We start from the raw sequence: 15,982 nt of genomic DNA, 5'->3' as shown, positions 1-15,982 counted from the left end.
TTCGAGTCCCGTCCGCTGCGCCATATTTAAAACGAATTTAAACTGTAAAGTTTAAGCAAGTTTCGCCTCAAGTATTAGTTTACTTGAGGTTTTTTTGTGTCTGTTAATTTATCTAAGCCTTTGATTTATCTATGGTTTATCTCTTGGGTTTACCACTTGCCTTAGTCAGAAACTCAGTCAATAACATGGTTAAATAATATAGCCACATAATATAGATTGCTATAAAGTCGTCTGTCTCGGTTGTGGTGGTACAGAATAAGTGCCAACCACATGGGCGACCAAGTCACTAGAGCCTTCTGAGTAAAGCGAAACCTCGCCCACGATTAATGTGCGCCCTACTTTCATTAACGTGCATTCGGCGATAATACGGGCATCTGCTGAGGGTTTACGCAAAAAGTTGATGGTCAAGCTCGTTGTCACAGTCAACGGTACAATACCGATTTTTCCCAATATTGCCACATAGATGGCCACATCAGCGACACTCATCAATACCGGCCCAGAGACCGTACCGCCAGGTCGCAGCTCATTAATACCTATCTCGTGCGATAAGGTCGAACCCTTCTCATCTACTGACTCGACCCTACATTTGGTTTGCGGAAACTCCGCCTCTATAAAAGCGACGACTTCTTCTTTGCTTGCAGACATACCTACTCCTTGGTTTTAAGTGTGCTTACTGCCGACGTTTAGCCTTTCTCATTTAAGAGACGCTAATCAAAAACAGTTACCTGATTATCTCCACCATCATTTATAGCATGATTCACATTATAAGCCGTATCTATATTAGGCCTGTTGCCTTTAAGAACCTTAAAATTTCATCTGCTTTAGCTGCTATCTAATAGCACTTTTACTCAAGTATGAGAAGAAAATGATCAAGACCAACGACCAAACACTTACAACCCAATTGACATAAGTGCCAATTAGCGTAATATACATATGTTAATGATTATCATTATTATTTAAACCTTAGCCATCGAACTTTTTATACTCAGTGTTGTTTTAAAAAACATGCTACCAATAAAAATCAACAAGCAAGCAATGCTCTGATTCTAAAGGGCTTTCAAATCATCAAAAGTTGTTTAAATTATAATCATCATACTTTTTGATATACAACCAATCAGTTAAATGAAGGAAAGTATTAATATGGCAAAACCCACCCCAAGAATGCTAGAGGTTGTTCGCAGTAAATACCTTACGCCACATATGTGCCGCGTCACACTTGGTGGTGCTGGACTGACTGATTTTCCAGTAGACCAAGAAAGTGCTTATATCAAACTGATGTTTCCTCAAGGTGAGGAGACTCGACCATTAGTGCGCACTTATACCGTTAGTGTTCAACGAGATGACGAAATAGATGTCGATTTTGCTTTGCATGAGACAGAAGGCCCTGCTTCAACATGGGCACGTAACGCCCAAATAGGTGAGCAAATATTAGTAGGCGGCCCAGGACCAAAGAAGCTTATTAATAATGAGGCCGATTGGTTTTTATTGATCGGCGACATGACAGCATTACCAGCGATTACCGTCAATCTTGCCCAGCTACCTGCTGACGCACGCGGCTATGCAGTCCTTGAGATTACCACCGAAGCAGATAAGCAACTACTCAAGAAGCCAGACAACGTTAACATTCATTGGGTGATAAATGCGCATCCAAATGAACATCCAAATGAACAAAGCAGCCCATTACTTGATCGTGTTAAAACGCTTACTTGGCTGACAGGACAACCTGCGGTGTGGGCGGCATGTGAATTCCATAGTATGCGTGCCCTACGCCACTACTTTAAAGTAGATCGTTCAATACCAAAAACGCATTTATACATATCCAGTTATTGGAAAGTCGATAGCACAGAAGATCAGCATAAAGTTGTAAAGCAAAAGGATGCAGAGAGCGTATTATAATTTCGGTGTGCCAGCACGTATGAGCGAAACTGACATCGAAACTAATATCGAAACTGACATCAAAACTAAAAAAGTCCGCTTATAGGCGGACTTTTTCGTCAAAAATATGATTAAGAATATCTATGTAACCTTGAACGAACCTCTAATCGATTAACCCCGATGCTATAGTCGGCTCAAGACCATTCAGGTACAAGGAAGGCAAGTTAAAGCACTACAAATAGTAGACTAAACAAGCCTGCCTCACCTTATTTATAGTGGATTGACTATATTAAGCAAGCAGGATATCACCATGCTCATCACGTAAGTTATTTTTCATCATCTTCCCTGCGCCATTGAGCACAATATTATCCACAAAGACGACTTTGTCAGGTATTTGCCAGCTGGCCACTTTACCTTTGTAAAACTCAAGAATCTGCGCTTCATCGACTGCCGAGTCCGCTTCTTTGACGACAATCAACACTGGACGCTCGCCCCATTGCTTATGATTCGCCGCAATCGCTGCGGCCATCTTAACCTCTGGGTGCTCCACAGCAATGTTCTCTAATTCCACAGAAGATATCCACTCGCCTCCTGATTTGATCAAATCTTTTGAGCGGTCACGGATATTCATATAACCATCGCCATCGATCGTGGCGATGTCACCGGTATCAAACCAGCCATCGGCAGTGATGGCATCTTTATTTTCAGTAAAATAATCATCAATGACCCAATGCCCACGAATCTGCAAGCGCCCTTGTGACTCGCCATCTTCGGCGACTGGCTGGTCCTTTTGTTCGGTATCCATCAGACGTATCTTGACACCATAAGGAGGACGACCTTGCGATTTACGCAGCTCATTAATCTCTTCTTTACTGAGCGACTTGTGCTTGGCTTTTATCTGATTCATCGTGCCGAGCGGACTGGTCTCGGTCATGCCCCAACCATGTATCGCATCGCAGTTAAAGTCCTCTCTAAAGGTTTTGATGACTGATGGCGGACATGCCGCGCCGCCGACGATCGTACGCGTCATACTGTCAAGCTTACTGCCTCTGTTTTTGGCAGCGGTTAGCAGACTTTGCCAAATAGTCGGCACGCCCAAAGCCACAGTCACTTTATAATCATCAATCACAGACACTAAGCTGTCACCATCAAGATTAGGACCGGGCAGTATCAGAGAGCAGCCCGTCAGAGCAGCGGCATAAGGCGTGCCCCACGCGTTGACATGGAACATCGGCACTACTGGTAGCAAGACATCTTGGGCAGACAACGAGGACACATCGGGCATACACAAAGCCATCGCATGCAGCACTGAGGAACGATGAGAGTACAAGATACCTTTGGGATTGCCTGTCGTTCCTGAGGTATAACAGAGTGAGCTTGCAAGCTTTTCATCAAACTGCGGCCAGTCAAAATCAGGGCTATTATCTGCCAGCAACTCATCAAAGAACAGAGCATTCGGTAACTGCTCCAAGACTTTTTCGTCTCTATCACCCAAATAAATAAAGTGCTTAATGCCTTTGATGTGTTCTTTGATAGCGGTAATTAGTGGCAAAAAAGTAATGTCAAAAAATAAAGCTTGATCCTCCGCATCATTAATAATGTAGGCAAGCTGTTCGGGGAATAAACGGGGATTAATAGTATGGCAAATCATACCGCTACCCGAGATTGCGTACCACGCTTCTAAGTGACGGCGATTGTTCCATGCCAAGGTGGCGATGCGCTCTGATGACTTAAGTCCCAGTGCTTGTAGCGCATTTGCCAAACGTTTTGAGTTATTGGAGACGGTCAACCAATCACTCTTGGTCATCTCGCCATTGACTTCTTTTGACAAGATAGCGGTATCACCATGATATTGGGCGGCGTGCTCAATGAGGCTGCTAATGAGCAGCGGCTGATACATCATTTTTCCTAACATCTGAATATCCTTATAGTGATTTTAGTGCTCGTCCGTGGGCATATTTTATATATGGAGCCTCATCAGTATACGTCAGTCTGAACAGTTAGAAAAATTAATTTCGTCTGATAGAAATAAAGAATATATCTTTTTTTCTTAATTAAGTGGCCATTATAGATGTCCTTATCAGTCTCTTTATTAACACTTTCAAGACTGCCTACTACGTGTTCGTTCATCGGATGAACACGCTTATTTACACTTATATTTGCCCGTTATTTTCTAGAAATATACTGTCTCAATTTATGTTAAACCAGACATATTAGAAAACGAAAGCCTGCACTTGTTTACGATCCAGAATGCACTACAACATTAGGCAAACCTTGTACCGCTCTGTTTGCCGCGTCAATAGCACCAGCGACATAGCCAGGGAACGCCCCTGACCACTCACTACCGCAACCTGTTAGACAGTCCTGCCACTCGCCTGCTGTTGGCTTGGAAGCAGGTGCTACTGCGTGCTGACCTGTGCCACTGACATCAGCAGGCATCGCCGTAAATGGATCTTGCGCCCAGTCTTTGATATATTCAGCAGTTGGTGTGTTTGCCTGTGTACCGAAAAGGCGCACCATCTGCGCACGGCAATGCGCTTTTAGCTCCCTCTCTGAGACACTTTGGCGTGCTTTAACGGGAACACCAAAGAAACCAAACACAGCGCCTTCGCCTTCTACTAGTGAGGCATCGTGAATCTCAGTGAGCGGCCCTATCGCGCTGCGTGCTGCACCTGACAGTCCTTGATTGCGCCAAAAGGGCGAGTCATAAACCGCCACATACTTGGCATGTGGTGCCATCCAAGTGGCGGTCTCTTGCCACTCTATCGCTAAATCTTGCGGTAAAGCAGGTTCAAATACAATATTATTGCCCGCCAACCTCGGTGGTAGCGCAAGTAGTACATGCTGCGCTTGATAAGTGATTATTTGACCCGCGTTGATATGTTCAGAGCCACACTCGCTGTCTATTTTAATATGCTGACCAGTCTTGGTTAAGCGCCTTACTGTCTGTCCCGTTACGATACGCTTGGCATCCAAGCGAGCGTATAAAGCATCAGTTAGCGCCGTCATTCCACCCACGAGGCGCATAGATGGTGGCGAGCTTTGATAGCCTTGCGTACGGATAGGCAACTCATTGGCAGCACGCTCAACCATCATGTCGCCTTCTTCGAACTGAGCGAAACGTGTCAAATCTAATGCCTCAATCAAATCACTTAATTGCGGCTGATACTCTGGCCAAAACCACGACGGCCCTAAATCGAAGCCATCGTTTGATTTTTCATGATCGCCACTTTGACTGCTAGCACTCATATCTGCTGATGATTTGGCAACAGTGATACGCCCGCCCAATCTATCACGAGCCTCTATCAATATATAATCGATGCCTTTTTGCTCCAATAAAAATGCCGCATATAGACCGCTTAGGCCACCGCCAACAATTACAATAGGTACGTCTTGCATATAAAATCGTTCCTGCTCATCAAGTACATTTAATCAGGACTACTCGATCAAAATTGTTCGAGTGAAACTACTCACCCAACAACTTAGTCAGCATCTCATCTATCTCAACCTTAAACTCTTTATCTTCAATCTTATTTGCCGTGATTTTGGCATTTTGTAGACTTTGAATAGCCGCTTCTTTGTTACCTGTCTCAAGCTGTAACACTGCCATAGAAAAAGCAATCGACGACAGATGATCTTTTGAATTGATCGCCGTGGCTTTGGTTAGTGCTTTGTCATAAATGACCAGTGCTTCGTCCAAATCTTCTGTAAAGTCAGCAAGCGTTTCCCACTGCTCTGGATGATCTTTGTCTGTGTTTTCATTATCAGTACAGATGGCTTTTAGCTCAGCATAAAACGCATCAAATTTTTCTTGATTACCGATACGGTCAGCCTCTAGTAATTCTTCTGCCAATTTATAAATAGATTTATATATTTTGGTATTGATCATTGCTTACAACCTTTTATTGACTTGGGGTATAGATTATTTGGTTAGGATTATAACGTAATTCTAGGGCGTGTCCTCATTTTAAAAATGGTGATAAAAATGAGATAAATTGCAGTCAAACAAGGAAAATAGCGCAGATAATATCGGGATATTAACCAGCTATTTAACGATATTTGGCAAAATTTAGCCATTTTTAGCCCGTTTAGATATGATCAATTGAATTGAGGACACGCCCTAGCGGCTCAGATGATTGCCATAGAAAAAGACACGATATTTATATGGCTGTTATCAAGATTACTATGAACGTTATTAGGGCTACTATTAAGGTTACAACTCTCGCCAGTGCAACCAAAGCCGCATATCTAACTCAAATTGATGATATTCAGGCTCCATATGACAGCATAATTGATAAAATGCTTTGTTATGCTCATGCTCTTTAAAATGCGCCAACTCATGCACGACGATCATGCGCAAAAACTCAGGCGGTGCTTCTTGAAACAAGCTGGCCACGGTGATGCTATTATGCGATTTCAGCTTACTGCCCTGTACGCGAGACTGAGTGGTATGAATACCCAGCGCATGTTTTAAAACTTTTAGTTTACTGCTATAACTGACATTCGATAACGGGCCAACTTTGCGCATATACTGGTTTTTAATATCATTGATATACTGATAAAGCGCCTTATCACTTTTTATTTGGTGCTGAATAGGATACTTTTTTTCTAGATATGCGCCCAGTTTACCATCGCTAATAAGCAATGCCACTTGGGTTTGAATTTGCTCAGAATAATGAGCGATGTACTTTAATGTGGTCACAAATTTATCCTTTGCTGGTACTTCAAATTTTGTCTGTATAGATTTTACCCTATATCTACTATCTGCCTATCATTGGTTCATAAATAAACCCCATAAGTTGAATCCAACTTATGGGGTTATCTCTTACAATACTTTTATTTAGAACCTACCAGGTATAGATGGTTTTATACGCGATTGCCAATGAATCCATTAACGCCCTAAATGTAGATACTGCAAATGACGCTCGTACTGATTCAAGATATCGACCAATACTTGCTCTTTGGAGTAGCCAACCAAGTCATACTCTTGTGAGCCTTCGCTTAAGAACACTTCCGCACGATAATAGTACTCTGCGTTCTTGGTTGAGGTGCTCAATGTAAAGTTAGGACGCTCAGCTTTGATCAAGTTAACTTCATAAATAAAGTCATCTTCATCGCCATGTCCGACACGCAATTTGAGACCATCTATTTGACCGCTACTCTCATCCATACCTTCATCTATATCTTGTCCAATATGTGCAGGGTTACGGATGTCCAAAGACGTTTTTAGACCGCCTGCGGCAAACTCTTTTTCAACTTCCGTCATGGCAGGTCTGACCACATTTTGTAAAAACTGTTCCACTTGTGCATGTTTAGGGAAACTGACAATACGTTGCAAGCGAGCTTTCCAGCTCTTACCGCTATCGAGCACGTTAGCCGTACCAATCGTACTGGCTTTGCGCTTATTGCCCTCTTCTTTTAATGATCTCCACATCGCCACCATATAGAGCACAAGAATGAGTGAGAATGGCAAACCTGCAATCACAGATACTGACTGTAATGAGGCAAAACCACCAGCAAACAATAAGCCTAAGGTAATAAGACCAGTCGCTGCTGCCCAAAACAAACGCAACCAAACAGGTGCATCGGTGTCATTGGTCATACCTCTTGAGCTTAGGTTTGCTAATACTAACGCGCCTGAGTCAGCTGAAGTCACAAAGAATACTAACCCAATCACAACACCTGCAAATGATAGCACTTCGCTGTAAGGAAAATACTCAAACAAGGCAAACATGCCCATTGCAGCATCATTGACTGCGATTTCACCAAGCTCAGTGGCACCATTGGCAACCAAATCTATCGCTGAGTTACCAAAGATAGAGAACCAAGCAAAGATGAATCCAAGTGGGATAAACATCACACCAAATACGAACTCACGCAGGGTACGACCACGGCTAATACGCGCAATAAACAGACCTACGAACGGTGCCCAAGCGACCCACCATGCCCAGAAAAATATCGTCCAGCCTGACTTCCAGTCAGCGCCAGCTTGACCATCATAAGCATAAACATCAAAAGTTTTGAAAACGATGGTTTGGAAGTATTGACCAATATTTTGGGTAAAGGTATTCAGCAAATAAACCGTATTACCCATCACCAATATCGCGATTAATAGCAATATCGAAGACAGCATGTTGAATTCGGATAAACGGCGGACGCCTCTTTCCACACCAGTCATCGCAGAGATCGCCGCGGCAGCGACAACACCTATGATGATAAAGGTTTGAACCATTTTGCTAGATTCAATCCCAAACACATGAGTCAAACCCGCATTGGCTTGCAATACACCAATACCCAAACTGGTCGCGATACCCATCAAGGTACAAACAACACCAAAGGTATCAATACCATCACCAAGCCAGCCTTTAATTAAGCGCTCGCCAAAGATAGGTGTCAGTGGTGAACGTAAGGCGAGTGGCATGTTTTTACGATAAGCAAAGTACGCCAATGCCATCCCGATTAAAGCATAAATGCCCCAGCCATGTAGACCCCAATGTAAAAAGGTCTGCGCAAGTGCTTCACGCATGGCCGCCTCACTGGCAGGCTCTAACCCCGTATGCGGCGTCAGGTAATGCATCAACGGCTCAGACGCACCAAAAAACAATAAATCAATACCAATACCAGCGGAGAACAGCATCGCGGCCCACGCTAAAAAGGGAAATTGCGCCTTTTCGTGATCTTGACCAAGCTTGATATCGCCATACTTAGAAAAGCCAACAAACAAGGCAAATATACTATAAGCGGCAACCACCAGCATGTAATACCAGCCAAAGCTCTCTGATACCCATGCCATACTTGAACTTAATAATGCCTCACTATAATCTGGAAACGCAATCGTCCAGATTATCAATAAAATAGAAATAATAGCTGAGCCTAAAAAAACCGTCTTATTTAGAGTCAGGGGTTTCGTCGCATCCTTTGATGGCGAGCTGTACATAAAAGACCTCAATAGGTAAATTAAACAGGGTCTGATATTGCTTTGTCCGTCATAACTTTATGACTGATAACCGCGTGACATACAAATAACTGCATGACGCACAAAGCAGTACCAATAAATAAAATTTGCTACTTAAATAATTGCCACTTCATTAATTATTTAAGCAACAAGGTAAGTCATTAAAAAATCAATTTTAATGGTATTCATTTTCTAAAACAGTAGCGCGGATAAAAAAGACCTTTATAAAAAGGCCTTCTTATCAACACCATTTATCAACGCTATGCCATATAGCTATATTATATCGCTATGCAGACAGGCATTTATCTATTCACGCTTAATTTAAACAGAGCCATAAGCGCGCATCGGCTCAGCTCTCAATGGCGCACCATTAGCCGTAAAGTAATCTACCGTCGAACGTGGCAACTGCACACCGCGCATTTTATCGACGATTTTTTCTGCCAGCATAATGGTGGTCGCGTTGAGATTACCACTGATGATATTTGGCATAATTGACGCATCAACCACGCGCAAGCCAGCGATACCATGTACCAAACCTTCACCATTGACGACCGAATCATTGTCTTCGCCCATCGCACAGGTACAAGAGGGATGATAAGCCGTCTCGCTGTGATTACGGACATACTCATCCAACTGCGCATCGGTCACTAGATCGTCCGTTGGTGCAATCGAGCGACCACGATAAGGGTCAAGTGCTGGCTGATGCATAATCTCACGCGTGATACGCATCGCCGCTCGGAACTCTTGCCAATCTTGATCATGAGACATGTAATTAAACAAGATACTTGGATGAGCACTTGGGTCTTTCGACGTCAGCTTGACACGACCGCGGCTTGGCGAGCGTAATGAGCCCACGTGTGCTTGGAAGCTATGCGATTTAACCGCACTACGACCATCGTAGCGTACCGCTAATGGCAAGAAATGGTACTGAATATTAGGATGCGTAAATTTCTCATCGGTACGAATAAAACCGCCACCTTCGAACTGATTTGACGCGCCAAGACCCGTACCATTGAATAACCACTCCGCGCCGATGGCGGGCTTGTTCCACCATTTATTGGAAGGTGCAATCGACACTGGCAGCTTACATTCATACTGCATATACAGCTCTAAATGATCTTGCAGGTTATTACCAACGCCTGGCAAATCTAGAATCTCATTAACACCCAGGTCTTTTAACCATTGACCGGGGCCAATACCAGAGCGCTGCAATAGTTGTGGCGAAGCAATTGCACCAGAGGAAACAATCACTTCACGAGAGGCATGAAAATTCTTGGTTTGACCTTGATGCTCGACTTTGACACCGATGGCACGCTTACCATCAAACAAGATCACATCGGTTAGCGCACCCGTCAAAATCGTGATATTGCTGCGCGGTTTAGCACGGTCCAGATAGCCACGGGACGTTGAAGCACGGCGACCATTAGGCGTTACGAAACGATCCATTGGCCCAAAGCCTTCTTGCTGATAGCCGTTTAAATCGTCGGTACTCGGATAGCCAGCTTGCACGCCTGCTTCAATCATCGCTTGAAACAGTGGGTTGACCCCTGGTTTTGAAGTGGTCATCTCAACAGGACCACCCACACCATGATAGTCATTCTCGCCAGCATCACGGTTTTCTAATTTTTTAAAATACGGCAGGCAGTCCAAATACGTCCAATCTTCTAAGCCTTTAATCTTAGACCAATCATCAAAATCTAGTGCATTGCCACGGATATAACACATACCGTTAATCAATGACGAGCCGCCAAGCCCTTTACCGCGACCGCAGTCCATCACGCGATTATTCATATTCGGTTCAGGATCGGTTTTATAACCCCAGTTGTAGGTTGTTCCTTGTAACGGCATGGCGAGCGCCGCTGGCATCTGCGTACGAAAATCTAAGCGATGGTCTGGACGACCCGCTTCTAGCAGCAGCACCTTAATGTTGGCATCTTCGGTCAGACGGGTGGCCAGCACGTTGCCTGCTGATCCTGCGCCAACGATGATGTAGTCATACTCAGGTGTGGTTGATGTCATAAAACGCTCCATAATATTGAAAAATAAATCATTTACTATCAGCAAAGTCGAATAAAGAACAAATTAGTTCTACTACTGAACCACTTTACTGATTAAGAATTTTCTCAATAAGATTGATTAAAAGACAGATTCAAATGCGCCCAACTCTACTTGGATAGATTTGGTCTGCGTATAATGCTCAAGGGCTTCAATGCCGTTTTCGCGGCCAACACCTGAATGCTTGTAACCGCCGACTGGCATTTGAGCGGCTGATTCGCCCCATGTATTTAACCAGCAGATACCTGCTTCAATTTGAGCGATGACTCGATGTGCTCGGATCAAGTCAGCAGTCACGACCCCAGCTGCCAAACCATACTCGGTATCATTGGCGCGGCGAATAACTTCTTCTTCGGTCTCATAAGTCAATATCGACATCACTGGGCCAAAGATTTCTTCACGTACGATAATCATCTCATCGGTGCAGTCAGTGAATACCGTTGGGGCAACGAATGCGCCATTTGCCAATTCGCCTGTCATCACACGGTCACCACCTGTTAGCAAGCGTGCGCCACTGGCTTTACCTTGCTCGATATAACCCAGCACTCTTTCCATATGCGGGAAGCTGACTAGTGGGCCCATGTTGATGTTTTCATCCATTGGATCACCTAACTTAATACGCTCAACACGCAATAATATGGCTTCTTCAAACTTGGCCTGTAAGGCTTTAGGGATAAATACACGCGTGCCATTGGTACAAACCTGACCACTGCTATAGAAGTTCGCCATCATGGCGATGTCAGCAGCAGTGTCGATATTTGCATCATCAAAGATAATTAGTGGGGACTTACCACCCAGCTCTAATGTCACGTCTTTAAGAGACGATGATGCCGCGCTCGACATGACTTTTTTACCCGTCGGTACGCCACCGGTAAACGATACTTTGGCGATATCAGGATGCTGAGTTAATGCCTCACCCACTTTATAATTGCCTTGAACGACGTTGAACACGCCATCTGGCAAGCCTGCTTCTGTCAAAATTTCTGCCAGTTTCAATGCAGTTAACGGTGTCACTTCTGATGGCTTAAAAATCATTGCATTACCCGCAGCTAGTGCTGGTGCTGCCTTCCACATCGCAATTTGAATTGGATAATTCCATGCACCAATACCAGCGACCACGCCAAGTGGCTCACGGCGGGTATAGACAAAGCTAGTATCACGCAATGGAATCTGGCGACCCTCAATCATCGGTGCAAGACCTGCATAATACTCAACGACATCCGCACCCGTGACGATATCGACATACTTGGTCTCAGAGTAAGCTTTACCCGTGTCTTTGGTTTCTAGCAATGCCAACACATCGTTGCGTTCGCGCAATATCTCAACGGCCTTTGATAGGATTCGACCACGCTCAACTGCTGTCAGTGCTGCCCAAACTTTTTGACCTTTTTGTGCTGCTTTAACAGCCTCGTCGATTTGCTCATTGGTCGTTTGCTGAATCGTCGCCAGCACTTCACCCGTTGCTGGATTGATATCTTCAAAAGTCGTCAGCGTTTCATCTACCGCCAAGTAACGGCCGTTAATATAAGCAGTTTGTATTTGTTCTAAGTCGATAATGTCTGTTAATTTATTTGAGTTTGTATTAGTAGCTGTCATGCAGTGCTCCTATCGACGACTGGCAAAAGCCTTATAACTAAGCTAGTACCGAATAATGTCATCATGGTTTAAGTTTTAAAAATAAAAGTTATATCGTTATACGACTAAAAGTCGTTGTGTGACTAAAAATCGTTATGTACAGATCAATTGTTCTTTAATAAATTATTTGAGCGCAGCATTTTAATGAACGCGCTGCACCATCTTTATGCATCGAAGCCACGTTGCGTCATTTTTATCAAACGATCACGTAATGACTGTTTGTCTACTATGTCAATGCCGGAAAAATCTGAGAGCCAAATCCCATCAGCGACCAAACGTGCCATACATAAGGTCTCGGTATTATCAGTTGGCTCATGCTTTTTCAATTGCTGATTTGACCACTCAGCCCATAATTCGCGCAGCTCACTATCACCTAGCATCAATACATACAACGTTGCTTGGCTATGAAATTCTGCCTGTCCTTTTTCGCCTAGGCTAATCGTGGCATCGATATAAGCGCGGGTAAAAGAGCCATAACGCACGGGGTCTTTAGCCATTGCTGTATCTACTTCTGCCTCAAACTTCGCCATCGCGTCATGAAACACTTCAAGAATTAGCGCGTTTTTAGTGGCGAAATGATGCATAACGCCACCTTTAGTTACCCCAACGGCATCAGCGACTGCTTGAAAGGTCACTTTAGACAACCCTTGCTCTAGCGTTATTCGTGCTGCCTGATCGAGCAGCGCCCGACGCACAACTTCTGGCTGTTTTTTACGTTTGTAAGCGTTTTCCACTTCCATATCAATGCACCACAGAATTAGAGAATAAGTTCATCACCATCACACCGCCCACAATCATAGCGATACCAACTGCTGCTGCTGTATCGAGGCTTTGCTTAAAAAACACCAAGCCCACGAGTGATGTCAGTACGATTCCGAGTCCGCCCCACAGCGCGTAGGCAATACCAAGCGGTATGGTTTTAAGGGTCTGCGTCAACAAATAAAATGAGATGACATAAAGCAAACCCATAATGAGCGTCGGTACCAAACGCGTAAACTGCTCTGACTTCATCAAGAAGGTGGTGCCGATCACTTCACAAATGATGGCAATGGCTAAATATCCATAAGCAATAGTGGTAGGACTCATATTTAGAACATCCATAACAATTTATGGCACATAGCAGCAAAGCACCGTATGCAAAAGAAACCATACGGTCGGTATTCTATAGAAATAAACCAGCAATGTGAAGGTAATTTTACAATTTTATATTTCTAGCGATGTACAAATTCTCTTAGTATTCAAAAAGATAGGCAATTCATCTAATCAAATATGATTGTAAAGACTGATAACTAACACTGATGAGTGCTTATTTTAATGATGAATTAATATGGCTAAAACCTTCTGTAAAGGCCTATCAACTAAGGCTTTTCCTAGTTATTTAATCCTAGTCACTTAATCTAGTTACTTAATAAAGATTTCAGATATAAGGGTTCACCAAAACAGCCCGTTTAATAAGGGATTACGGGTTATTTTTGATAAGTTACGACAATATTTATCATTAATGTCATAATAAGGTTGACAGCCTCGAACGACTTGGCTAAAATGTGCCCCACATAACGCAAACAAGATAAGTAATCGCTTTGATATAAAGCATGAATAATCTGCTGTTATGACCATCTATTCTCCAATAGCTCAGTTGGTAGAGCAACGGACTGTTAATCCGTGTGTCCCTGGTTCGAGCCCAGGTTGGAGAGCCATATACTAAAAACCTTCATCATAATTTGATGGAGGTTTTTTTATTGTTACCCCTTTTATATTTACTTCTAATAATATTAGCACAGCTGCGGTGTTCTTTTAGACATTTTTGTTGTATGGTAAGGTTAGTCTTGATTGGGTTTGTTTTTGTTTGAGTGCTTTGCTCCTACTCACTAAAAGTAATGGTTTATTATGATACCTGTACGTATAAAAAATAAGTTTTCTGATCATCCGCAAAAAATCATGCGGCCAGTCAGCATTCGTCTGTCTGAAGAAATGATTTCGCTACTAGAAGCGACTTCGTCTGAATTAGGTTTCAAACGTATTCAAGGTCTTATACGCTTGTATATTCGCCAAGGTCTCGATCGTGACCATCAGGATTACACCCTAGCCCATGATGAAGTATTTATCGAAACCCTCCGTAAGCGCGGTGTGAGCCAACATATCATCGATGAGGCTATTGTGCTAACGCACAATAACAATATTACTCATCCTTTGTCTGAGCTACAGAACAACGATTAGTAGCACTGCTATTAAATGCTATTAGAAAAGTACATTTAAAAAGTCATTGGTTGGTCGTATAAAACCTCACAATGATTTTTATTAAAAAAGACCAAGTTTGCTACAGCGAACTTGGTCTTTTTTTGTCTGTTATAAAGATTAAAGCATTATTGATATTTTTTAAATCCGCTTCTCGTTATGTGCTTTCCTTTCGTACTTAAAGTCACTCGTCTTTTTTAGCGCTCTATTAAATTTGCTACCGTATTTAGCCATAAGTAAACACAAGCTATCATTAAACGAGGTATATTAATAAAATAATCGCGACTATTTATTGGGTTTCAACATAATAAAGATTTACAAGGAGGTGTACGATGACGAGCTTACATCAGCGTTTCAACAAAACTTTGTTTTCAACCATGACGGTAGCAATGCTAGTAACTGTGACTGGCTGCTCATCGCCGCAGACTGACCCAAGTAAAACAACCATACCGACAGATTCAGACCAATGGCAAAAGAAATTGGGGCAAACTTTTGAGCAATTATCCCAGCCCGATCAACAAGTACTTAGCCGATATATGCTGCGAATGAAGCTCAGTGACGCATACGAATCTGGTGCGATGCCGCGTACCACCATCAAGCAAGCCCTTGTGCAACAGCGTGAATATGAACGCTTGCACCCTAACAATCCAACGGGTAAAAAAAGCCCTATTGTCAGCAGTCAGCCAGCTTATAGTGCCAATGCACAGAGCTACCCTGTCGCTCTATTACCAGTCAAGACCAGCGACGACGATAGCTTAAACCAAGTAAAACTACAGTTCATGCTATCAAATCACGGTAAGGCAGCCATCAAAAGCTTTAAAGGCACGCTAATCATGCAAGACGCGAAGCTGACGAAAGGCAAAAGATTCAACGTGCCCTCGACACAGTTTGATCCGCCCATTCAACCAGAGCAGTCTGGCAAAATCATCATTGAAAGTAGCATAGAAGACATTAACGTCATGCGTGCCATTAAAAACACCAAAGACATGACTATTATGATCAGCAAAGGCACGTTGATATTAGAGAATGGACAAGAAATTGAGTTCGATGAATCGCTGATAAAGTAAAAGCAGTCATTCAGATAATTGATAAAAGTGGTGTTATAAAATTCATCATAAAAAAAGCCCCAATCATTGCTGATTGGGGCTTTTTTCGAATTTGGAGGAGACGGAGAGATTCGAACTCTCGAAGGGCTACAAACCCTTGTCGGTTTTCAAGACCGGTGCA

The 15,982-nt window shown here is 43.2% G+C and carries 13 protein-coding genes and 1 tRNA gene; 4 read left to right on the top strand and 10 right to left on the bottom strand.

Translation table 11 applies throughout. From position 1 onward, the window contains the following. Positions 1 to 219: 219 nt before the first annotated feature. Entirely contained in the window at positions 220 to 645 is a 426-nt protein-coding gene (locus AAEY72_RS13850) for a PaaI family thioesterase (protein WP_352311034.1), read from the bottom strand. A 495-nt stretch (positions 646 to 1,140) separates the two neighbouring features. Here AAEY72_RS13850 and AAEY72_RS13845 point away from each other — a divergent pair, with 495 nt between their 5' ends. Continuing rightward, complete coding sequence (locus tag AAEY72_RS13845; protein WP_352311032.1) at positions 1,141 to 1,896, top strand: siderophore-interacting protein; 756 nt, start codon at positions 1,141 to 1,143, stop codon at positions 1,894 to 1,896. 268 nt (positions 1,897 to 2,164) lie between these two features. Here the strand turns inward: AAEY72_RS13845 and AAEY72_RS13840 are convergent, their stop codons facing one another. The 9 genes from AAEY72_RS13840 to AAEY72_RS13800 all read right to left on the bottom strand — a co-directional run bounded on the left by AAEY72_RS13840 (position 2,165) and on the right by AAEY72_RS13800 (position 13,606). Then, complete coding sequence (locus AAEY72_RS13840) at positions 2,165 to 3,790, bottom strand: long-chain-fatty-acid--CoA ligase (RefSeq protein ID WP_352311030.1); 1,626 nt, start codon at positions 3,788 to 3,790, stop codon at positions 2,165 to 2,167. 323 nt (positions 3,791 to 4,113) lie between these two features. Further along, entirely contained in the window at positions 4,114 to 5,274 is a 1,161-nt protein-coding gene (locus AAEY72_RS13835) for a flavin monoamine oxidase family protein (RefSeq protein WP_352311028.1), read from the bottom strand. A 67-nt stretch (positions 5,275 to 5,341) separates the two neighbouring features. Beyond that, entirely contained in the window at positions 5,342 to 5,764 is a 423-nt protein-coding gene (locus AAEY72_RS13830) for a tetratricopeptide repeat protein (RefSeq protein ID WP_352311026.1), read from the bottom strand. 324 nt (positions 5,765 to 6,088) lie between these two features. Beyond that, positions 6,089 to 6,577, bottom strand: coding sequence for a M48 metallopeptidase family protein (locus AAEY72_RS13825; RefSeq protein ID WP_352311024.1), 489 nt, complete (start codon positions 6,575 to 6,577; stop codon positions 6,089 to 6,091). Between the two features lie 189 nt (positions 6,578 to 6,766). Beyond that, entirely contained in the window at positions 6,767 to 8,812 is a 2,046-nt protein-coding gene (gene betT, locus AAEY72_RS13820; protein WP_352311022.1) for a choline BCCT transporter BetT, read from the bottom strand. A 339-nt stretch (positions 8,813 to 9,151) separates the two neighbouring features. Beyond that, positions 9,152 to 10,849, bottom strand: a complete 1,698-nt coding sequence (betA, locus tag AAEY72_RS13815) for a choline dehydrogenase (RefSeq protein ID WP_352311020.1) — start codon at positions 10,847 to 10,849, stop codon at positions 9,152 to 9,154. A gap of 117 nt (positions 10,850 to 10,966) precedes the next feature. Beyond that, the gene (gene betB, locus AAEY72_RS13810) at positions 10,967 to 12,481 is read right to left on the bottom strand and encodes a betaine-aldehyde dehydrogenase (RefSeq protein ID WP_352311018.1); all 1,515 of its coding nucleotides are present in this window, start codon (positions 12,479 to 12,481) and stop codon (positions 10,967 to 10,969) included. Positions 12,482 to 12,684: 203 nt separating this feature from the next. Then, positions 12,685 to 13,260 carry a TetR/AcrR family transcriptional regulator gene (locus tag AAEY72_RS13805; RefSeq protein ID WP_189580347.1) on the bottom strand — a complete coding sequence of 192 codons (576 nt, stop codon included), beginning with the start codon at positions 13,258 to 13,260 and terminating at the stop codon, positions 12,685 to 12,687. 1 nt (position 13,261) lies between these two features. Beyond that, positions 13,262 to 13,606, bottom strand: coding sequence for a DMT family transporter (locus AAEY72_RS13800; RefSeq protein WP_010196452.1), 345 nt, complete (start codon positions 13,604 to 13,606; stop codon positions 13,262 to 13,264). Between the two features lie 535 nt (positions 13,607 to 14,141). Here AAEY72_RS13800 and AAEY72_RS13795 point away from each other — a divergent pair. The 3 genes from AAEY72_RS13795 to AAEY72_RS13785 all read left to right on the top strand — a co-directional run bounded on the left by AAEY72_RS13795 (position 14,142) and on the right by AAEY72_RS13785 (position 15,822). Continuing rightward, positions 14,142 to 14,217, top strand: a tRNA-Asn gene (locus AAEY72_RS13795). Positions 14,218 to 14,407: 190 nt separating this feature from the next. Further along, positions 14,408 to 14,737 (top strand): CopG family transcriptional regulator, encoded by a 330-nt coding sequence (locus AAEY72_RS13790; RefSeq protein ID WP_352311015.1) that lies wholly within the window; start codon positions 14,408 to 14,410, stop codon positions 14,735 to 14,737. A 350-nt stretch (positions 14,738 to 15,087) separates the two neighbouring features. Then, positions 15,088 to 15,822: a hypothetical protein gene (locus tag AAEY72_RS13785; RefSeq protein ID WP_352311013.1), complete on the top strand. Its 735-nt coding sequence runs from the start codon at positions 15,088 to 15,090 to the stop codon at positions 15,820 to 15,822. The last annotated feature ends 160 nt before the right edge of the window (positions 15,823 to 15,982 follow it).

The organism is Psychrobacter sp. W2-37-MNA-CIBAN-0211, from assembly GCF_040309405.1.
GTDB classification, from domain to species: domain Bacteria; phylum Pseudomonadota; class Gammaproteobacteria; order Pseudomonadales; family Moraxellaceae; genus Psychrobacter; species Psychrobacter glaciei.
Note: the sequence above shows the minus strand (reverse complement) of the source record. Positions and strands in the feature narration are given on the sequence as shown.